Source organism: Streptomyces sp. NPDC059092 (genome assembly GCF_042756365.1).
Taxonomy (GTDB): Bacteria; Actinomycetota; Actinomycetes; order Streptomycetales; family Streptomycetaceae; genus Streptomyces.
The window spans coordinates 47,086-68,120 of sequence record NZ_JBHZEJ010000037.1 but is presented as its reverse complement, the minus strand read 5'-3'; the positions used below and the strand labels follow the sequence as shown (position 1 = coordinate 68,120).

Sequence of the window (21,035 nt, the reverse complement as noted above, 5' to 3'; positions counted from 1 at the left end):
ACGGGCCGCGTGCACGGCGTGGTCGGTTCTTCCCGCGGACACCACGAAGGGCGCCCGCGCGCCGGGCGATCCGGACGGGGCGGCGAACCGGTGGCGCCGGCGTCGCGGACCGGGGCACACGGGCGCCGGGGCCCCGTGGAACGGGACCCCGGCGGCGGTGGGTGAGTCAGCCCTGCGCGGCGGCGCGGTCGAGCGCCGCGTCGTGGATCTCCCCGTTCCCCTGCTGGAGGAGCCCGATGAGCTCGGTGCGGCGGCTGATGCCGAGCTTGCGGAAGACCCGCGTGAGGTGCTGCTCCACCGTACTCACCGACAGATACAGCTTGCGGCCGATCTCCCGGTTGGTCAGGCCGTCCGCGGCCAGCCCGGCCACGCGGGACTCCGCGTGGCTCAGCGCCGCATAGGGGTCTTCATCCGGGCCGAGCAGGCCCACGAGGTCGAACCGGTCCTCGCTGAGCAGCAGACCACTGGCGACCCCCTGCGCATCGCACTTCCGGGCGATCTGCATCGCCCGCCTGCCCAGGGTCCGTGACCGCGCCGAGTCGCCCCGGGCGTAGTGCTCGTTGCTCAGCTCGGCCAGAGTGAGCGTCAGATCCAGCAGATGGCCCGACCTGGCCAGGAGTCTCGCCGACTCCTGCAGCCGGGGCAGCCGGTCGGGGGATTTGCCGGTCTTCGCCATGAGACGCAGGCAGGCGGCGCGGACCGCGGGCGACTTGTCCCCCGCGAGGGTGAGCTGTTCGTCGAACATGGCGTGCGCGTCGTCGACCCGGTCCAGCGCGAGGTACGCCTCTCCCACGCTGTTGCGCCACGGCACGATGGCCGGGAGGTCGAGGCCCCAGTCGCCCATCAGCCGGCCACAGCGGCGGAAGTCCTCCAGCGCCGCGTACGGACGCCCGGTCGACAGCGCGTGGAGGCCGCGCGCGTGCAGGTACGGAAGGCCGAAGGTGGTGCTGTACATCTTCTGCGGGACGGGCCTGTTCAGCACCGTGGCGGCCTCGTCGTACGCCTGGAGCGCGGTGTTCGCCGTCACCAGGGTGCCCAGCGGGTAGCCGATCATCACGCCCCAGCTCTTCCTGGACATCAGGCCCAGGGCCTCGCTCGCGTAGGTCCTGGCCAGCGGCATGTCGCCGCGGCGCAGGGCGACCTCGGCAGCCACGCTGGAGAGCACCGCCTTGAGCATCACCATGCCGCGCGAGTCGAACAGGGCGAGTAACCGGGTGCACCACTTCCCGGCCTGCTCCAGACGGTCCGCGTAGACCAGCGCGAGCAGGGCGGAGAGCAGGGGCTCCACGCCCGGATCCCCGCTTTCACAGTTCTGGAGGACATCGTCGGCGCGGGTTCCCACCCGCTCGGCGTCCTCGCCGCCGAGCGAAGCCAGCAGTGCGACGTGGGCACGGTGGGGCAGGTCCCGCCCGTGCCGTAAGCCGCCGTCCCAGCCGGTGATCGCGTGCGTGACGTCCCGCTCGGCGTCCACGGCCGAAGGACTGACGTAGCGGAGCCAGGCCCGGACGGAGTCCACCATGGCGGCTCGTTCCGGGTCGGGCTCGTCGCCCTCGGCTTCGAGCCGGCTCAGGGTGTGGAGAACGTCGTCGGATCTGGCCTGCCAGAGCAGGCCGCTGATCAGCGATTCGACGCCCTCGCGGGCCAGGTGGCCCTCATGCAGCGCCTTCTGGAGCGCGGGCAGATGACTCGCCGCGGCAGACGGACTGGTACGCCGCTTCGCGCGGACCAGGACCGACACGCCGGCGGCGCGGGCCTCCGGGGCGGCGGTGGCGCGCAGAGCGGACTCGGCGTAGCGCACTGCCTGGTCGGGCCGGTCGTCCCGGAGAGCTTCCTCCGCCGCTTCGACCATGACGAGGGCCGCCCACGGCGCCGGCCGAGTGTCCGCCGCGACCAGATGCGTGGCGACGGTGGACGGGTCGGCGCCCTCCTGTTGCAGCAACGCCGCGACGCGCCAGTGATACGTCCCTCGTTCCCTCGCGGACATCGTCTCCCGTACGGCGGCCACGGCCAGCGGGTGCCGGAACGTGCGGTCCTTCCGGAGGAGCCCCACCGTCATGAGTGCGTCGAGGGCCCGGTCCGCGGCCTCCGCGCTCACGCCGAGGGTGCCAGGAAGGAGCTGCTGGGAGCCGCTCTCCTCAAGGACCGACAGGCACCGGGCCGCCTCCAGCGTGCCGGGGTCCCCCCGGTACAGACAGACCGCGACCGCCGACCTGAACGTACTCCCCGACACCGGGGCGAAGCCGGCTTCGTCCGTGCCGCTGCCGGTGGCGACGTCCCTGACCATGGCGTTGAGCAGCATGGGATTGCCGCCCGAGGCGTCGTGGTACGCGATCGCCCGAGCGGTCCCCGCCGGCTCGCGCAGCAGCTCGGCGACGCCCTCCGCGCTCAGCATGTCCAGGAGGACGGGCTCGCACGGCAGGTTCTTGGTCAGTTCCGCGAGGAACCGGGGGATGGTGACCCAGGCCGCGTCGACGGTGCTGAGCGCCATCAGGACAGGGCGGCAACGGAGCCGTCGCTGCAGGTAGAGCAGCACCTCCAGGGAGGCTTCGTCGGCGTGGTGAACGTCGTCGACACACAGAAGCGCCGGGCCGTCACCCACCCGGTCCAACAACAGTGAGCAGGCGTCGTCCACGACGCGGGGGTCAACTCCCTGCCCGAACGTCCGCGCCGCCTCCGGTTCCAGGAGCCCGGACCGCGCGGGCGGTGGATCCCCCTCCACACAGCGGTCGAACTCGCGTTTGAGGCCTGCGCTGTGAAAGAGCTGTCTCATGATCCCTAATGGCGTCGGCTTCTCCAGGGCCGAGCCGGTCGCCGAGAACACCGGCTTCCCGGCGTGCGTCACCGTACGGGCGAACTCGCGCAGCAGGCTCGACTTGCCGCAGGTGACAGGGCCACGCACGACCACGGCCCGGCCGCCGCCCTGCGCACACGCCTCGAACGACTCGTGCAGTGCGGCGGTCTGTCCTGCCCGCTCAACCAACACCACGTACACGTCCTTTCTTGCAACCCGGCCAGGGAATTCCCTGCCCGGGGCGGGAGTGTGGGGGATGCGCCGCTCCCGGAGATCTCGGCAGAACGCGGCGGTGCGCCGCCGGCGCGTGGCGAATTCCGCGACGCCGGAGACCGGTGCTTTTCTGGTGACGGATTTTCTCGGAGCTGTGGGACTCACCAGAGGAAGGTGGTCGGGTGTGCCTCATCGGGACGGCCGTGGTCCGGCTCGGCGGTGAACTCATTCGCAAAGTGGCGGGCGGACAGAGCGAGCTGGAATTGCGCAAAAACCGGGACGACCTCTGTTATGGAGGGGAATCGACCGACTTCACAGCATGTTATTTCCGTGTGGCGGCCTACCCCTCCCCTTGGTCGATCGTCATCTGTTAGCCAGCCTAACCAGCGCGTCCGGCCGGAGTCAACGAGGCACCAAGAGTGCCCCGACGCGTGAACTGGCGGTGTATCGGAGTTGTTTCCTTCTGAATTTCCGAAGCTTCTAATTGGACAGGTGACGCGCGCCAACCCGCCCCGCTCGGATCCGTTTGCGTGCTCCCCGCCGGCAAGTGGGCCCGATCGGGCAATCCCGGCTGCCCGGAGGGGCATCCTCCGCAAGCGTCTCCCCCTCCGACGTTCCGCGTCCAGGGTCACCCCCACGCCACGCGCCGCGCGCCGGGTCGTGGTGGAGCGCTCCCACTCGCTCGGTCGGAACACGTTCCCGCCCGACTCGCCCGTGGCCGTGCCTGGTATTGCCCGAGTCCGTCATGGCTGGAACCGCGTCATCGCAGCGGCCGGGCCGGCCTCGTCGCTACTCGTCCGGTGCGCCGTGCCCCTGATGTTCGGCAGGCGTTTGCCCTTCGCAGGCCGGGTGTTGGCCTCGAAGCTGCGAGACGGTACGCCGACGGTGTCGGTGGACCGTTGTGCACGTGCTGGTGGGTGGCGGGCAGGCCGGTGGCCCGACCGGCGTGTCGGCGGGTCGGGTCGTGCTGTCGTCAGGACCGGGGAATCCGCTGGTCATCCGGGGTTCGGGAGCTGGTCGAGTTACAGGACCGCGAAAGAGATGACGGGGGTACGGCCGGTGAGGCCGGCGGCGAGGTGTCCTGCGCGGCCCCTGGGGGAAACGCCGCACCCCGGAAGCGCCGTCCCCCGGGAGACACCCGCCTCAGATCGTCATCGCCTCCTGTATCCAGCGGTTGACGCGGTACGGCAGCCACCACTCCGCCCCGCCGACCGCGAGCACGAGTCGCTCCTCGCGGAAGTCGGCGAGCGCGTCCGACGGCACCGCCGACGCGGGAGCCCCGTACGCCAGGCGTTCGATCGCCTCCTGGTAGTGCGGCTCGTCCACCGTGAACCGGCGGAGATCTCCCCAGCGACGGTCGCGTATCTGGACGAAGCCCGGCCCCTGCCGCCAGAGGCACTTGCCGAGGTAGTGGCCGTTGCGCCAGGTCCGCAGCGCGTCGTCCGCCGTCGCCGGGTCCACCCCCTCGATCCGCTGCGGCGGCTGGAGGTGGCTCAGGAGGCGGCTGATGTCCTCGGCGGCCGTCGGGCCCCCGTCCGGATCCGGCCACAGGTCCCACTCGACGAGCACCGCGCGGGCCGTCAGGTCCCTGACCAGACTGAGGGCTCGTACGGCACGGGCCGCCGCGTCCGGCGTTCCCGTGTCCGAGAGGTCCACGACGTCGGACAGCCGGACGCGGCGCGCGCCCAGTTCCCACAGCCGGTCGCACTCCTCGGCGACGGGACCGGCCAGCGCGATGTCGCCGAGGAACATCCCCGGCAGCGCGCAGGCGACGGGGTCGTAGTCACGCCAGACGGCGACGGACGGGGCGAGGGCGGAATGGGGACTCATCGGACTGGCCTCCAGGTGCGCCGGAACGGTCGGACGGCGGTGGGACGGCCCTCGTCCGAGGGCCGGACGAACCTCGGACGAGGGCCGGACAACGCTCGGGCGAGGGCTGAGGAAGGAGAAGAGAGGGAGGGGGAATGAAAGACGGGTCAGACCCGGGTCATGTGCGGTTCGGCCGGCGTGGCGGCCGGTGCGGGCGCCGCCACGGGCGACTCCACCCGCGCCGCGTGCCGGTGCCGCATGAAGTCGAGCCGCAGCAGGTCCTCGTTCACCGCCGAGGGCGCGATATGCACGTACTGCCCGTTGTCGGTGAAGACCAGCCCGAACCCCACCCAGCGGTCGAGCAGCTCCAGCACCTCGTCCTCCTGGAGCGCCCCGCCCGGCACCCGGCCCGCGGCCTTGCGGGTGAGGGCCGACGGAGTGTGTGGCTGGTCCAGCAGCCGGAACGCGGCGATCTCGTACGGGTCGGTCAGCTCCATCGCCCGCCACTCGAAGGCCCGGCGCTTGCTGACCAGGACGACGCGGTCGCCCAGATCGGCCTGCGTGAGACGTGCGTCGGCGTGGTGCTTGCGCCAGGCGGCGAGCGCGGCGTTGAGCGCGGAGACGGTGGGTTTGCCGATGCCCCGCTCCGGCGCCTCGAAGACATAGGCGAGGCCGTAGAGCTCCTCCTCCGGCAGGTCGTAGGTGAAGCGGTAGTGCGCCTCCGGGCGCAAGCCGGAGAAGCCCAGCTCGGGCCGGTTGAAGTAGGGGCTGAACCGTTCGATGGCGATACGGGCCGAGAGGTCGACCGGCGGGTTGAGGTGTTCCAGCGCCGGTATCTGCGCGATGACCGGGTCGTAGTCCTCCGCGCTCTCTCCCGGGAAGCCGTGCAGATAGTTCCAGGACACCGACAGGCCGGTCTCGGCGCCGTCGCGGAGCATGCGTACGTTCTGGCAGCCGCTGACGCCCTTGTCCATCAGGTCCAGTACGCGGCTGTTCAGGCTCTCGATGCCCGGCTGCACGTAGATCAGGCCCGCGTCGGAGAGCGTACGGAGGTGGGCGCGGCGCATATTGGCCTTGATCTCGATGTGCAGCCGCAGGTCGTAGCCGCTCTCGATGATCCGGGGCAGGACGGTGGAGAGGTAGCCCATGTCGAGGATGTTGTCGACCACGTACATGTCCAGCACACGGTGGCGGCGGGCGAGATCCATGATCTCGTCGTAGAAGGTGTCCGGGCTCTTGCTGCGGAACTGCATGAAGGAACCGTTGAGTCCGCAGAACGTGCAGTGGTGCTTCTCGCCCCACCAGCAGCCTCTGGCGCCCTCGACGACGAGCTTGGGCTCGACCCAGTTGCGGGCCACGGAGGCGCCGAGGCGTTCGAAGTAGCCGCTGTAGTCGGGCGGCAGGATGGTGGCGGGCGGCAGCGGGCTGGTGGCCATCGCGCTGGCGGTGCTCACACCGTCCGGACCGCGGTGGCACAGCCCGGCGACGCTGGAGAGGTCCGGGTGTTCATCACCGAGCGCGGACAGGAGCCGCGGAAACGCGGCTTCGCCCTCGCCCCGGATCACGTAGTCCACGAACGGGAAGTTGCGGTGGACCGTCGCGCCCTGCTCACCGTCACAGTTGGCGCCGCCGATGACGGTCACGATGTGCGGCGCGAGCTGCTTGACCTGGCGGGCGGCCGCGAGCGCGGCGGTGTTCTGCTGGAACGTGGAGGTGAAGCCGACGACGTCGGGGGCCTCGTCGACGATCCGCCGGGCGATCTCCGCAACGAACTCCGGTACCAGCCGGTGCAGTTCGCGGGTCATTCGCATCCGGGACGCGCCGAGCTTCCCCTTCATCGCGGCGGCGAACTCGTCGTCCCGCCAGTCGGGGTCGTCGTAGAGCGCGGAGGAGAAGACCCAGTCGCCGCAGCCCATGAAGTAGGAGGCCAGCGCGTAGTACTCGTAGTCCTCGGCGGTGAACTCCACGCGCCGGGTGATCCAGTCGGTGAATTCGAGGTTGGCGTGCAGGACTTCGGCACTGCCGCCCGGCACGTGCTCGTCCACACTCCGCTTGAGGATTCCCAGGGCCAGCGACGGAAGGTCGATGGGCGACCAGGGCATGTTGACCAGCAGTACGCGCATGTCAGCTCCTCGTGGGACGGCCGGACGACGGGGGAGACGGGGAACGGGGGAGACGGCGGAAACAGGGAGGCGGGAGGCGGGGCTCTTCGGGCAACCGGCCGCGGTCATGGCGGGACGCCCCCGACCTCGTTGGGACGGACAACCCCGCCGCGGACAACCCCGCCGCGGCGGACGCCCCCGTGGTGACGGGGCGACCGGCCGGCCCGGCATCGGTGGCCGCCGGGCCGGCCGGCGAGGATCAGTCCTCTTCCGCGTCTTCCGCGTTGCGGAACGGGATGGTGACCGTGACGCCGACGCTCGGCTTCCGGTTCTCCTCGTCACCCTCAAGCGGGTCGTTGTGGATGATGTCCTTCTGCATGGGCGGTTCTCCTCTCGGTGTGTTCGGCGGTACCCGTCCCGGCCGCCGCCGCGGTACGGACGCGGCCGGAATCCCCCCTCCGGTCGGCGGGGGCGTCTTGGGGGGCGCGGCGCGTGCCGCGCGTCCCGCGCAGCTCGCGGTCGAGGAAGACCACGGCGCGCCGCAGTACGGCGACGTGGTCGCCGCCCTCGTAGCCGTCGTGCCCGCTGTCGAGCCACATCGACTCGTGGCGGGCTCCGGCGGCGCGCAGCGCGGCGAGGTATCCGCGCACCTGGCCGGGCGGGCACTTGGCGTCCCGGGTGGCGGCCACGACCAGCAGCGGTGCCCGCACGCCCGAGGCGTACCGGATCGGCGAGCTGCGGGCGTACGCCTCGGGCACGTCGTCGGGTGTGCCTCCGTACAGGCGCTCGTCCAGGGTGCGCAGCGCGGACGTGGTGGTGTGGTACGCGGCGACGCCGTCGGCGACGGGCTTGACGGCGACGCCCGCCTGCCACAGCCCGGGGCGGGTGCCGAGGGCCAGCAGCGCGAGGTAGCCGCCCCACGAGGTGCCCCACAGTCCGACGGCGTCCGGGCGTACCAGCCCGCGCCCGATGAGATCGGCGCGCACCGCCACCAGGTCCTCGACCTGCGTGAGCCCCACGCCCGCGCTGAAGGCCCGGCGCCAGCGGGGGCCGTAGCCGGTGGAGCCGCGGTAGTTGACGCGTGCGACGGCGAAGCCCGAGGCCACGAGCGAGTGCACGACACCGTCGTAGGCGTCGCGGTCGTGGTCGGCGGGACCGCCGTGCACGAGGAGGACGACGGGCGGCGGCACGCCCCGCCCCCTGGCCGCCAGGCTCTCGGAGGCTTCGCCCCGCGGGAGTTCGGGACCCTGTGGCGGGCCGTGGCCCTCGGGAAGGCTGAGCCATGTGTGCACGGGGCCGTCCGGGGTCGGCGTCCACAGGTCGCGGTGGTCGCCCGGTACGCGCCCCGGCACGGTGCCGAGGGCCGGCAGCGCGGTACCGGCCGTGGAGTGCATACGCGGCGGATGGGCCGTGTCCGTCCACAGGTAGTGCACATCGCCACCGGCCCGCGGCGCCGCGTCCAGCAGACTGCCGGGCGGTGTCATCACGCGCGTGAGGGTGCCGGTGTCCAGGCGGGCCCGGTGCAGGGTGCTGCGGCCGTGGCGGTCCTCGCGGATCAGGACCGTACGCCCCTCGTCCTCGTCCGGGTACCAGCGGGCGGTGATCTCGCTGTCGAACGCGCACCACGGGTACGTACGGATCCCGGTCTCCGGCCGCCAGCTGGCCAGCAGATAGCGGTCGTCGTCCTCGCGCACCAGCAGCAGTTCGTCGCGTTCGGCGGTGGGCGCGAAGCCGAGCGACCAGAGTCTGCCGTGTTCCCCGGAGCCGGAGAGCACGGCGCGCGGTGTGCTGTCCGCGGCCAGGACGGTCACGGCGTGCGCGGATCCGGCGGGTCCGCCGATCGCCAGCAGACCGGCCGCGGCGGTGATCCCGGACAGCGTGGCGTGCTGGTCGACGCGCGTCACCTCGTGTGCGGAAGCGCCACGCCGGCCCAGGTGGACGGTGGTCGTCCGGCCGTTCCCCAGCCCTATGGCGACGATTCCGTCGTCGCTCACGGCCAGGCCGCGCGGGGTGCCCGGGGGCACGCCGGTCAGCCCGGGGAGGTCGGGGCCGCCGCGGAAGGGCTGGAACCGCCAGTGCCCCTCGCCGTGCGCGTCCTCGTCGAACCACCAGACGTTCGCGTCCCGGTCGATCGTTCCGTGCAGAGTGCCCCCCGGCCGGTCGGTGACCTGGCGGGCGCGCCCGGTCCCGGCGTCCCAGGCGAAGACCTCGCACCGGCCGTTCGCGTCCGCGGTGAACGCCATCAGCGCCGGATCGGCGGCGCAGACCTCGGGCAGGGCGGCGAGGTAGACCTGGTAGCGGGAGCCGGTCATACGCCTCGCCCCCTCGTCGGAACGTCTCCCGCCGGTGTGTCCTTCGGCGGTACGCCCGGCGCCAGTACGCGTCCCGCGCCGAGGGTCGTGTGCAGAGCGAGCAGGACCAGCACTCCGGCGGAGGCGAGCGCGGGTACGGCGGCCCCCGCGTGAGCCGTCAGGAACCCGGCGAGCGCGGGCGCCATGGCGGCGGCCCCGCCGGCGGCGGTGGCGAGCACGGAGCCCGCGCGGGCCTGGAGTTCGGGCGGCGTCCCCTGGATGGCCCGGGCCTGGAGGATCACGGTGGCCAGTGGCATGATCAGGCAGAACCCGCCGAACAGCGCCCCGTACGCCCACGGCCCCCCGGCCGTCGCGAGCGCGGCGGCGAGCGGGATCATGAGCCAGGACACCGTCACGACCGCCCGCACGGGGCTGAGTCCGCGCGCCAGTCGGGGCGCGGCGAGCGAACCGGCGAGTCCGGCGGCGCCGGACAGCGCCAGGACCAGGCCCATGGGTGTGCCGCCGTGGCCGCTCTCCTGCAAGGTGAAGACGGCGTCGTAGTACAGCGCGGCCAGCACACCGTTGACGGTGGTGGTCCACACAAGTACCAGCCGCAGCAGGGGGGTCGCCCGGACGAGCCGGACCCCGGCGCTCGCCTCGGCGGCCAGCGCGGACCAGGTGTCGCGTGCGGAGCGAGGCGCGGGTTGTGGCACGGGACCGTACTGGGCCGCGCTCCCGGCCGCCTCCGACGTGCCGTCGGCCCGGTCCGCCCGGTCCGCCCGGTCCGCCCGGTCCGTCATATCCGACCGGTCCGCCGGGTCCGCGCTGTCGGTCCGGTCGGCCCGCAGGTTCGCGCGCATGGCCCGGACGCACACGGCCGTGACGGCGTACGAGACGGCGTCCAGCACGAAGGGCAGCGCGCGCGAGACCTGGTACAGCATGCCGCCCAGAGCGGGTCCCGCGACCAGTGCGCCCCGGTCACCCGCCTCCAGCCCCGCCACCACGCGCGGGAGGTTCCCGGGCGTGGAGATCAGGGCCACCGTGCCGCGGGCCGCCGCCTCGTAGCAGGCGGTGGCGGTACGTTCCACGAGTACGGCGGCGAGCAGATGGACCAGTGAAGGCCGTCCTTCCGTGACGGCCAGGGCCACGGCCACGGAGCCCATCGCGAGCGCCGAGACCACCGCCGACCAGAACATCACCCGCTTACGCGCGCCACGGTCGGCGGGTACGGCGACGAGCGGGCCGAGGACCAGACCGGTCGCCGTGGACACCCCGGCGACCAGCCCCACCACCGCCGGCGAGTAGCCGAGCCCGAGGAGCAGCAGCGGCAGGACGACCCCGGACGCCTGGCTGCCCAGGGAGTCGGCGGCGTTCGCGCACCAGAGGAGCCGGACGTCGCGGGTGGCGGGCCGGGTGTCCTTGGCGGGTTCGGTGTCCTCGATCAGGACCGGCGGTGTCGAAACGGCCTGGACGTGCGAGGCCCCTGTCTCGGGAACAGAAGATCCCATGCGCAGCCCTCCCCGTTTCCGCCGTCACACTCCACGTCGCATGCGGGATGGCATGCGAAATAGCGCCATACTTGACAAAGATGCGTAGAAAAGGTGCAGGAATTGAAACGCTCGGGAGCTTAACCAGGCGCCGATGTGGAGGACAAGGCTGCCCGTACGAGGGCTGGTCCGCTTTCACGCGAGCGCTGTGGGGCGCGCCAGGGCCCCGTACAGCGGCATCGGGACGAGCGGTTCTTACCACGCCCGCCATCCGCGATCACCGTGCCAGGGGTGGCGAATTCGGGCGGCGACGGCGTGGCGCCCGGGGTTCCCGCTTCGCTTTGGCATTCGCGGCGCCGAATGAATCTTCCGGGCGGGCGGAGCCCCTTGTGGATCGGCGCCGACCACGCCGGACATAAGCCGGAATTCGCCACTCCGCGGGGGGAACGGTATCTGAACTGCGCGGGGAACGGGACGGGACGCCGTCGACCGGCCCCGGTCCCACCAGCGCCACGACGCCCCGCCGCGGCCGCCGGAGGCGCCCGCCATGCCCGCCGCCGACGGCGTACGCGGCCTTCCCGGTGGCGAACGCGGCCCCCGCCGTCGACGCGCCGCACCCCGCGCACCCCACGGGAGGAGAAGGCCTCGGCGGAAGCGTGCGGGCCGGTGCGATATCCGGAATCCCACTCCCCGGATATCGCCGGACCGACGGCAACGGCTCAAGTTATTGGCCGAAAACGTATGAGGGACCAGCGGGAAAGAGACAGGCGGGAAGGGAGACGCGAGATCGTCTTCGCTGCGCCGTAGCCCACCCTGCCAAGGGCGGGCGTCCCCTACCGGTCGCTGCGGCGTCGACGGCAGGTCGGTCCTCCGGCCGCGGTGCCACCGCGCGGGTGTGTCGTCTTGTGGCGAGCGTCGTGGACGCCATGGTCACGGGTGGTGTCCTGTGGCGTCGTGCTCCGCGGCGATCGGGACGGACTCGTGGATCAGCAGGCTGTGTCGGTCGCTCGCCCAGGCCAGGCGGAGAGCCTGGACCACGGACAGTTGGCCGCTGAAGCCCGCGGGCGGGCGACACTCCCGCACGCGGGCGGGCGACACTCCCGCACCTCGATCGCGCCCCCACGCCACACCAACAGCCGACGCCCTCATACCCTGCCCACGACGACGCCGCCTGCCTCCCGAGTCCTGTCTCGGGTTGCCGGGCGCGCCCCGTACGGGTCCGGCGCAGCGCCTGCGCGTGCACAGCGCCTGCGCGTGCAAGGCGGCGGCCTGGCGGTGGCATTCGGTCCGCGCCCCATGAAATGCTGAGTCCCCGCCGACAAGCTGACGGGGACTCATGAATGGCAGGCGTTCAACAGCGGGGAATTCCCGCGGAGATGTTCTCCAGATCACTGCCGATGATCCACCTGCCGTCCTGCCCCGACAGCTCGTACCAGGTGGATCCGCCTGTGGTGGCCTTGCAGTGCAGGTGGACCGTCTCGGTGTCGTAGACGATTCCCCACTGCTCGGCGTCGACGCTTCTCCTCTTGAGTACGTCGGCGTTGTCGGGGCCCTTGACCGTGGCCCTGCCGCCGGTCGCTCCGTCGCCTTGACAGTCGGGAATTCCCGGCGTGAGCCGTTCGAGTTTCTCGCCGATGATCCACCTGTTCCCCTGCCCCAGCAGCTGGTACCACCTGGCCCCGTCGCCGGTCCCCTTGCACCGCAGGTGGACCGTCTCGGTGTCGTAGACGATCCCCCACTCTTCGGCGTCGAAGCGCTTGCTCTTGACGACGTCGGCGTTGCCGGGGGTGGTGACGATGCCCGTGTAGTCCACTCGCGGCGCCATGACGGTACGGTCCGTGGGGGAGGCGGAGTTCACCGGCTGCACCGCGGTCGCCGACCCGATCCCGGTCAGTGTGAGAACGACGAGGCCCGCCACGGCTCCTGCCTGGCTGCGAAATGCGCGCATGATTCCCTCATTTCCTTGCCGGGGAAAATCCCCGTCAACTGTCGACGAACGCTCTGGAAGTGAGCGCGATAGGCTTGAATGAAGGATTCCACCAGCACGAGTCGGCTATGCCCCCAGGAATGGCGACTGCCTGCCAAGAGTGGCCGTGTGGCAGGTTGCAAATATGAATAATTACGTCCGCGTGTTCAGTAATGGATAAGGCGTTGTGCGCTGACGCGACCGTCAGGCCTCCACGTGGGCGACGAAGTCCCTGGCTCAGCGCCAGGATCCCTTCGGGGAACCCTTCACAGACATGGGCAGACCTTGGAGTCGGCCGCACGGTCGGCGCCCGCGATTTCGCCGAGGGTCATCCGGCAGGGCCGCGAGGCCGCCGGCTGTTCGGCGACCCGTACCGCGAGGACTCCGCTGCCGGGCTGGAGCCCGAGCGGTTGCGCGAGTTCACCCACAGACGCTGCCCAAGGATTTTCCGCCTCGCCCGCCGCCGAGCCGACGTCTTCCTCGCGATGCTCCGCGACGGCACCCTCTACGACCCCCGACCCGCCACAGGTTGACGAAACCTGTAGGGGCGCCCCCACGGGGGCCACCGGCCCTGCACCGATTTCTGGATGCGGCCCCGATCGCAGCCGAGAGATCAAAGGGCTCCCCTCGCAACGGGACATGTGACATAGTACTGATGTGTCCACTCCTCTTCGGATCGTCGTCGTGGGCGCCGGTATCGTCGGCGCGGCGACAGCCCGTGCCCTGGTCCGCGCCGGTTGCGATGTGACCGTCGTCGACCGCGGCGCTACGTCCGGGGGCACCTCCGCCGGTGGCGAGGGCAATCTGCTCGTCTCGGACAAGGAACCCGGCCCCGAGCTGCGGCTGGCGCAGCGTTCGCTCGCCGCCTGGGCGCGGATCCAGGACGAGTTGCGGGACGAGCTCCCCGCCGGATTCCCCAACCTCGAACTGGAACGCAAGGGCGGTCTGGTGGTCGCCACGACCGAGGCCGGCGCGCAGGCTCTGCTGACGTTCGCGGACACCCAGCGGGGGGCCGGAGTGCTGGCCGAGACGGTGGACGACGCCCGGGCTCATGAGCTCGAACCCGACCTGACACCGCACCGCACCGCCATGGTGTTCTACCCCGAGGACCTGCAGGTGCAGCCGGTGGCCGCGACCGAGGCGCTGCTGGCCGCGGCCCGCCGCCACGGCGCGCGCGTACGACAGGGCGTAGAGGTGACGGGGCCGGTGCTGTCGTCGGGCCGGCTCGTCGGCGTACGGCTGGCGTCCGGAACCCTGCCCGCCGACGCCGTGGTGCTCGCCGCCGGACCCTGGTCCGGCCTGGTCGCCGAGCGGCTCGGCGTTCTTCTCCCGGTGCGTCCGCGGCGCGGCACGGTGCTGGTCACTTCCCGGATGCCGGTCCGTGTACGGCACAAGGTGTACGACGCCGACTATGTGGGCGCGGTCGGCTCCGGCTCGGCCGACCTGCAGGTCTCCAGCGTGGTCGAGTCGACCGCCGGCGGGACCGTCCTGATCGGCTCCTCCCGGGAGCGCCGCGGCTTCGACGAGCGGATCGAGGCCCGGGTGCTCGCCGCGCTGGCCGCCAAGGCGTTGCTGTTGTTCCCCTTCCTGGCCGACGCGCAGGCGATGCGCGCGTACGGAGGGTTCCGGCCGTTCGTCCCCGACCACCTGCCGGTGATCGGTGCCGACCCGCGGCTGCCCGGTCTCTGGCACGCGACCGGGCACGAGGGCGCCGGGATCGGCCTGAGTCTGGCCACCGCCGAGCTGCTGCGCGACCAACTCCTGGGCGGCGCCGCCGATCCGCTGGCGGCCGAGTTCCGGCTGGACCGTCCCACCCTGCTGCCGCACCTCGAAGGGGCCGCCCGATGAAGGGGATACATATCGAGGTCGACGGGGACCGGATCCCCGGCCTGGCCGGGCAGAGCATCGCCGGGCTGCTGCTGGCCGACGGGCGGGTGGCCTGGCGGCGTACCCGCACCGGCCGCCCCCGCGGTGTGTTCTGCGGTATCGGAGCCTGTTTCGACTGCCTGGTGACCGTCAACGGTTTGCGTGACGTACGGGCCTGCCAGCGGCGGGCCGTGGACGGGGACAAGGTCGACCTGCAGGAGGACGATCGTGACTGAGGTACAGGTACTCGTCGTGGGCGGCGGGCCGGCCGGGATGGCCGCGGCGCTGGCCGCCCGCCGTCACGGCGCCAGTGTCGTGCTGCTCGAAGCCGGTGATGACCTCGGCGGGCAGTACTGGCGGCATCTGCCGGGCGGGCGTGGAGACGCGGGCGAGCGGCTGTGGCAGCACGGCTGGGACCGCTTCGTCGCGATGCGCGGCGAACTGCTGGGCGACGAGGGCTGCGAGATCGTGACCGGCGCGCACGTCTGGTCGGTCGGTCGGCGTGAGGACGCCCCGCCGCTGGTGCACGTGTTCGTCGGCGAGCCGGACGGGCAGCGGCGCGAGCCGCGTACCTTCGATCCGGCGGCCCTGGTGCTCGCGACCGGGGCGTACGAGCGCACCCTGCCGTTCCCCGGCTGGGACCTGCCCGGGGTCTTCACCGCCGGGGCGGCGCAGGCGCTGGCCAAGGGCGAGCGGGTGGCCGTCGGCCGCCGCGTCCTGGTGGCCGGCGCCGGGCCGTTCCTGCTGCCCGTGGTCTCCAGCCTGCTGCGGATCGGCGTCGAGGTCGCGGGGGTCGTCGAGGCGGCCGGTCCTGCGCAGCTCGCCGGAGGCTGGGCCACCCGGCCGTGGCAGCTGTTCGCGGCTCGGCGCAAGGCCGGTGAACTGGCCGGGTACGCCCGCCAACTGGCCGCCCACCGCGTTCCGTACCGGACCGGTGCGGCAGTCGTCGCGGCGCACGGCACCGATCGGGTGGAGGCGGTCACGGTGGCGCGCCTGACCCGGGAGTGGAAGCCGGTCCCCGGCACCGGACGCCGGATCGAGGTCGACGCGGTCTGCGTGAGCCATGGCTTCGTCCCGCGCACCGAGCTCGCCCTCGCGGCCGGCTGCGCGGTGGGCGTGGACGGTGCGGTCACCGTCGACGAGCGGCAGCGTACGTCGGTGGCCGGAGTGCTGACCGCCGGTGAGCTGACCGGTATCGGCGGCGTCGACCTGGCCCTGGCGGAGGGCGGGATCGCCGGGAGCGTCGCAGCCGGGGGAGTGCCCGCACCGGGCGCGGTCCGCGAGCGGGCGGTCTTCCGGGCGTTCGCCGCGCGGCTCGCCGCCGCGGGCGCCATCCGCCCCGGCTGGCGAGCCTGGGTGGACGACGACACCGTGGTGTGCCGCTGCGAGGACGTCACCGCGGGCGCGCTGCGCCGGGCCGCGGAGCTGACCGGCTCCCGCGGGCTGCGCTCGCTCAAACTGACCACCCGGGCCGGCCTGGGCCTGTGCCAGGGCCGCACCTGCGGCCGTGCGGTCGAGGAACTGCTCACCGGTGCGAGCGGGCCCGGCCTGCTCGACCCGGGCCGTACCGCCCACCGGCCGATCGCGATCCCCGTACGCCTGGGCGAACTCGCGGCTTCGGCCAGGACCAGCAACCGAGAGGACGTCCCATGAGTTCCGCACCGACCGATCTGCGCGGGGTGATCGTCGCCACCGCGCTGCCCTTCAAGGAGAACCCCTCGGCCCCCGCCGGGCTGGAGGTCGACTACGACCGTTACGCGGAGCACTGCGACTGGCTGATCGGCGAGGGCTGCCACGGCGTAGGTCCGAACGGATCGCTCGGCGAGTACTCCGCGCTGACCGACGCGGAGCGCCGCAAGGTCGTCCAGGTGGCCGTCGAGGCGGTCGGCGGGCGCGGCGTCGTGGTGGCCGGGGTGCACGGGCCGGGCTGGCACCAGGCCAGGCAGTGGGCCGAACTGGCCGCCGAGGACGGGGCCGACGCCGTGCTGGCGCTGCCGCCGACGATGTACCGGGCCAGCCGCGCACAGGTCGTCGAGCACTACACGAAGATCGACGAGGTCGGACTGCCGATCATGATCTACAACAACCCGGTCGACACCAAGGTCGACCTCGTCCCCGACCTGGTGGCCGAGATCGCCCAGCTGCCCCACGTGACCGCGGTCAAGGAATTCAGCGGGGACGTGCGCCGGCTGTTCGACATCACCGAGCGGTGCGACATCGACGTCGTGGCCGGCGCCGACGACGTGCTGTTCGAGCTGATGGCCGACGGGGCGGTCGGCTGGTTCGCCGGCTTCCCCAACACCTTCCCGGCCGAGTCGGTGGCGATCTACGAGCACATGCTGGCCGGGCGGTTCGAGGAGGCCCGGGAGCTCTACAAGCACCTCGTCGCGGTGTTCCGGTGGGACTCGCGTACCGAGTTCGTGCAGGCCATCAAGCTCGGCATGGACATGGTCGGCCGGTACGGCGGTCCCTGCCGCCCGCCGCGTGGCCCGCTCTCCGCCGAGCACGACGCCCAGGTGCGCGCCGACATGCGACGGGCCATCTCGGCGCTTGAGGCGCGCCGTGCGGTGGCGGTCTGAGATGCGTACATCGCGGCTGTTCTCCGCCGTCGACTCGCACACCGAGGGCATGCCGACCCGCGTCGTGACCGGTGGCGTCGGGGTGATCCCCGGCGCCACCATGAACGAGCGGAGGCTGTACTTCGCCGAGCACCTCGACCACGTACGGCGGCTGCTGGTGAACGAGCCGCGCGGCCATTCGGCGATGAGCGGGGCCCTCCTCCAGCCGCCGACCCGCCCCGACGCGGACTTCGGCGTGCTGTACATCGAGGTGTCCGGGTGCCTGCCGATGTGCGGGCACGGCACGATCGGGGTGGCCACCGTGCTGGTCGAGACCGGGATGGTCGAGGTCGTCGAGCCGGTGACCAGCATCCGGCTGGACACCCCGGCCGGGCTGGTGGTGGCCAACGTCGCGGTCAAGGACGGGCACGCCGAGAGCGTCACGCTGGAGAACGTGCCCGCGTACTGCGACCGGCTCGACGAGACCATCGAGGTGCCCGGCCTCGGCGAGGTCAGGTACAGCCTGGCGTTCGGCGGGAACTTCTACGCCATGGTGGACCTCGACGACGTGCGGCTGCCGTTCGACCGTGGACGCAAGGACGAGATTCTGAGCGCCGGGCTGGCGATCATGGATGCGATCAACACGTCTGCGCCCCCCGAGCACCCGCGGATCGACGGTGTCGACCACTGCCACCACGTGGAGTTCATCGCGCCCGGTTCCGACGCCGCGCACTCGCGGCACGCCATGGCCATCCACCCGGGATGGTTCGACCGGTCGCCCTGCGGAACCGGTACGTCGGCGCGGATGGCCGAACTGCACGCACGCGGTGAGCTGGCGCTGCACCAGGATTTCGTCAACGAGTCCTTCATCGGCAGCCGGTTCACCGGCCGCCTCGTGGGAGAGACCACGGTCGGCGGCCTGCCCGCCGTGCTGCCGACCATCACCGGCCGGGCCTGGGTGACCGGGATCGGCCAGTACATGCTGGACCCGACCGACCCCTACCCGGCCGGTTTCGAGTTCTGAGGGGGGAAGGGGGCGTCGCGCACGGCTCCGCGCCGCCGGGCCGCGCCCGGGAGAGGCCGCGGCCCGGGAGAGGCCGGGCCGCACGCCGACCGGCGCTTCCAGCCGCCGGTGACCTGTCAGGGGACACCACCGTCGATGTTCCCGCGGCGCCTGCGACGAACGGCGAATGCGATACTCAGCACCACCGTCGGCCGACGGTGCTCGGCGGGGTGTGACATTTCAGTGGTGGGAGGACGGCGCGGATGAGCTCATCAATCATCGGCCCGGTGTCGGTGGGGGCGAGCCTGCGCGGCACAGTGGAGGACGCGGTGGCCGCGGCCATCGTCTCGGGCGAGCTGGCTCCCGGGGCCCTGGTCACCGCGCCGACACTGGCCGCACGTTTCGGGATCTCCGCCACCCCGGTCCGTGAAGCCCTGCTCAACCTGCAGGAACGCGGCTTCGTCGACGTGGTGCGCAACAAGGGTTTCCGGATCACCGAGGTCAGCGAGCAGGACCTCTGGGAGATCGTGCGGCTGCGCCAGCTGCTGGAGGCCCCGCCGATGCGGGAGATCGCGCGGACGCTGCAACCGGAGGCCGGTGCCGACCTGCGGCGCAGGGCCCAGACGATCGTCGACGCGGCCGCGGCGGCCGATCTGGCCGGCTACCTTGCCGCCGACATGGCCTTCCACCTGCGGCTGCTGGAGCTGCACGGCAACCGCCGGCTGGTCGCGATGGTGAAGGACCTGCGGCAGCAGACCCGTATGGTCGGCCTGGCCGACATGATCGGCACAGCAGAGCTGGCCCGCTCGGCCGCCGAACACCACAGCCTGGTGGACCTGTTGGAGGCGCGTGACGGGCGGGGTGCGGAGACACTGCTCACCGCCCACATCGGACACGTGCTCGGCTGGTGGAACGGCCGCTCGGAGGAGTGAGACACCCGGTGTGACGAGCCCGCCCGGCCGAGCCGGGCGGGCCGTCGGCGCGCGCCCGTGCACAGGAGGGTCCTCGCAGTAAATTCTCGTGACAGCTCTTCTCCCGAGAGGTGTCACATACTACTGTCCTCTCAAGTGGCCGGGATCGCAGTGATCCCGATCGCTTCGTGGGACCGGTCGTGGCTGCTCCGCCCTGCCCGCCGGCCCATCGGATGCGCAGCACATCTGCCCACCGTTCCCGCACGTAGTCGCTGGTCCGCCGGCCCGTCACCCGTCCCGCTCATCCGGACGGCCGGGCTGCCCGCACCCGACCGGAAGGTAGGACCACTTGAAGAGAACCTCGTCTTCAGCGGCGCTCGCTGGGCTGGCGGCCGGCGTACTCGCCCTTTCGGCCTGCACCGGCGGCGGCCCCTCGTCCACGACCACCGGCGGTGGGGCCGCGGTCAAGGGCGGGACCGTGCAGGTCCTGCAGGCGACCGACTTCTCCTATCTCGACCCGGCCCGCGGCTGGGACGGTGGCGTCAACGCGCTGTACCGTCTGATGTACCGCCAGCTGATCGCCAAGGCACCCAATGACGCCAAGGACCCCAACGCGATGGTCCCCGACCTCGCGCAGAGCCTCGGCAAGGTCTCCGCCGACGGTCTGACCTGGACCTACAAGCTCAAGGCCGGGATCAAGTTCGACACCGGCGCGCCGATCACGTCCAAGGACGTCAAGTTCGGCGTCAGCCGCGGCTGGGACCCCGAGATCGGTATCGGCGCGCCCTACCTGAAGCAGCTGATCGACGCCCCGAAGGGCTATCAAGGCCCGTACCGCTCGGGCGATCTGCCGACGATCGGGACGCCGGACGACCGGACGATCGTCTTCCATCTCAAGGCTCCGTTCCCCGAGTTCGACGCGGCGCTGTCCCAGCCGAGCGGCACCCCGTTCCCGGTCGGCACCGGCGAGGGCAACTCGTTCATCAAGGACGTCATCGCCTCCGGCCCGTACGACGTGGAGAAATTCGTCCCGGGCAGCCTGATCCAGCTCAAGCGCAACCCGCACTGGGACGCGCAGGGTGACACGGTCCGCAAGGCCTACCCCGACGCGTGGCGCTTCACCATCGGCGTCGAGGGCGCCACCATCGACGAGCGTCTCATCGCCGGCCAGGGCGCCGACATCAACGCGATCTCCGGAAGTGTGCAGACAGCCACCGTCGCCCGCCTGCGGACGCCGCAGCTCAAGGCGCGGACGATCAAGGCGCCGTCGACCTGTCTCACATACATGGGTCTCAACACGACGAAGAAGCCCCTGGGCGACCTGAAGGTGCGTCAGGCCGTCAACTACGCGGTGGACAAAGGCTCGGTGCTCAACGCCACCGGCGGCAAGCAGTTCGCGACGGTCTCGAACAGCCTCCTGCCACCGACGGTCTCCGGGCATGTCGACCACGACCCCTATCCGAGCGCGGACAACGCCGGTGACGCGGCCAAGGCCAAGCGGCTGCTCACCGAGGCGGGCTACCCGAACGGCTTCACGATGACCCTGGACGTACGCGCGCAAGAGACCGCCCAGCGCCAGGGCGAGGCGATTCAGCAGGCGCTCAAGCGGGCCGGCATCAAGGTCGAGCTGAACGTGATCGACGGGTCGACCTACTACGAGACGATCGGCACGCCGTCGCAGCAGCACGACGCGGCGATCACCGGCTGGTGCCCGGACTGGGCGTCGAGCGCGTCGACATTCCTGCCGCCGCTGTTCGACGGCCGGCACATCACCGCCAAGGGCAACCAGAACCTCGCCCAGCTCGACGACGACGCCGTCAACGCCGAGATCGACCGGATCGGCGCGATGACCGACCTGGCCGCGGCGAACAAGGCCTGGGGCGAGCTGGACAAGAAGATCACGGCGCTGGCTCCCTTCGTTCCGCTGAACGTCGAGAACCGCATCTACCTGCCGGGCACCAACGTGGCGGGGATGATCGTGCCCAGCGGCGACATCGACTACGGGATCATCGGTCTCAAGGACCCGGCGAAGGGCTGA

Annotated in this window: 15 protein-coding genes; 7 read left to right on the top strand and 8 right to left on the bottom strand. The window is 71.8% G+C overall.

The genetic code is table 11. The features are described from left to right. Nucleotides 1–166: 166 nt before the first annotated feature. From ACFXPL_RS21760 to ACFXPL_RS21725, 8 genes are all read right to left on the bottom strand, one after another. The gene (locus ACFXPL_RS21760) at nt 167–2,986 is read right to left on the bottom strand and encodes an AAA family ATPase (protein WP_384921900.1); all 2,820 of its coding nucleotides are present in this window, start codon (nt 2,984–2,986) and stop codon (nt 167–169) included. Between the two features lie 1,161 nt (nt 2,987–4,147). Then, nucleotides 4,148–4,834 (bottom strand): DUF5825 family protein, encoded by a 687-nt coding sequence (locus ACFXPL_RS21755; protein ID WP_384921897.1) that lies wholly within the window; start codon nt 4,832–4,834, stop codon nt 4,148–4,150. Nucleotides 4,835–4,980: 146 nt separating this feature from the next. Beyond that, complete coding sequence (locus ACFXPL_RS21750; protein WP_384921894.1) at nt 4,981–6,936, bottom strand: RiPP maturation radical SAM C-methyltransferase; 1,956 nt, start codon at nt 6,934–6,936, stop codon at nt 4,981–4,983. A gap of 323 nt (nt 6,937–7,259) precedes the next feature. Next, a complete protein-coding gene (locus ACFXPL_RS21745; protein WP_384921891.1) occupies nt 7,260–9,227 on the bottom strand; it encodes an alpha/beta hydrolase family protein in 1,968 nt (655 codons plus the stop codon). Continuing rightward, on the bottom strand, nt 9,224–10,714 hold the full coding sequence (locus ACFXPL_RS21740) for an MFS transporter (protein ID WP_384921888.1): 1,491 nt from the start codon (nt 10,712–10,714) through the stop codon (nt 9,224–9,226). The genes ACFXPL_RS21745 and ACFXPL_RS21740 overlap by 4 nt, the downstream gene beginning before the upstream one ends. Nucleotides 10,715–11,623: 909 nt before the next feature. Continuing rightward, nucleotides 11,624–11,791 carry a hypothetical protein gene (locus tag ACFXPL_RS21735; protein WP_384921885.1) on the bottom strand — a complete coding sequence of 56 codons (168 nt, stop codon included), beginning with the start codon at nt 11,789–11,791 and terminating at the stop codon, nt 11,624–11,626. Nucleotides 11,792–12,044: 253 nt separating this feature from the next. After that, a complete protein-coding gene (locus tag ACFXPL_RS21730; RefSeq protein ID WP_384921882.1) occupies nt 12,045–12,641 on the bottom strand; it encodes a hypothetical protein in 597 nt (198 codons plus the stop codon). A 284-nt stretch (nt 12,642–12,925) separates the two neighbouring features. Next, nucleotides 12,926–13,087, bottom strand: a complete 162-nt coding sequence (locus ACFXPL_RS21725) for a hypothetical protein (protein WP_384921879.1) — start codon at nt 13,085–13,087, stop codon at nt 12,926–12,928. A 229-nt stretch (nt 13,088–13,316) separates the two neighbouring features. Here ACFXPL_RS21725 and ACFXPL_RS21720 point away from each other — a divergent pair, with 229 nt between their 5' ends. From ACFXPL_RS21720 to ACFXPL_RS21690, 7 genes are all read left to right on the top strand, one after another. Beyond that, nucleotides 13,317–14,507, top strand: a complete 1,191-nt coding sequence (locus tag ACFXPL_RS21720) for an NAD(P)/FAD-dependent oxidoreductase (RefSeq protein ID WP_384921876.1) — start codon at nt 13,317–13,319, stop codon at nt 14,505–14,507. Beyond that, complete coding sequence (locus ACFXPL_RS21715) at nt 14,504–14,761, top strand: 2Fe-2S iron-sulfur cluster-binding protein (protein WP_384921873.1); 258 nt, start codon at nt 14,504–14,506, stop codon at nt 14,759–14,761. Before ACFXPL_RS21720 ends, ACFXPL_RS21715 begins: the two co-directional genes overlap by 4 nt. Continuing rightward, a complete protein-coding gene (locus ACFXPL_RS21710; RefSeq protein ID WP_384921870.1) occupies nt 14,754–16,178 on the top strand; it encodes an NAD(P)/FAD-dependent oxidoreductase in 1,425 nt (474 codons plus the stop codon). The genes ACFXPL_RS21715 and ACFXPL_RS21710 overlap by 8 nt, the downstream gene beginning before the upstream one ends. Next, nucleotides 16,175–17,104 carry a dihydrodipicolinate synthase family protein gene (locus tag ACFXPL_RS21705; protein WP_384921867.1) on the top strand — a complete coding sequence of 310 codons (930 nt, stop codon included), beginning with the start codon at nt 16,175–16,177 and terminating at the stop codon, nt 17,102–17,104. The genes ACFXPL_RS21710 and ACFXPL_RS21705 overlap by 4 nt, the downstream gene beginning before the upstream one ends. 1 nt (nt 17,105) lies before the next feature. Continuing rightward, nucleotides 17,106–18,107 carry a proline racemase family protein gene (locus tag ACFXPL_RS21700; protein ID WP_384921864.1) on the top strand — a complete coding sequence of 334 codons (1,002 nt, stop codon included), beginning with the start codon at nt 17,106–17,108 and terminating at the stop codon, nt 18,105–18,107. Nucleotides 18,108–18,349: 242 nt separating this feature from the next. Further along, complete coding sequence (locus ACFXPL_RS21695; protein WP_384921861.1) at nt 18,350–19,018, top strand: GntR family transcriptional regulator; 669 nt, start codon at nt 18,350–18,352, stop codon at nt 19,016–19,018. A gap of 328 nt (nt 19,019–19,346) precedes the next feature. Beyond that, complete coding sequence (locus tag ACFXPL_RS21690) at nt 19,347–21,035, top strand: ABC transporter substrate-binding protein (protein ID WP_384921858.1); 1,689 nt, start codon at nt 19,347–19,349, stop codon at nt 21,033–21,035.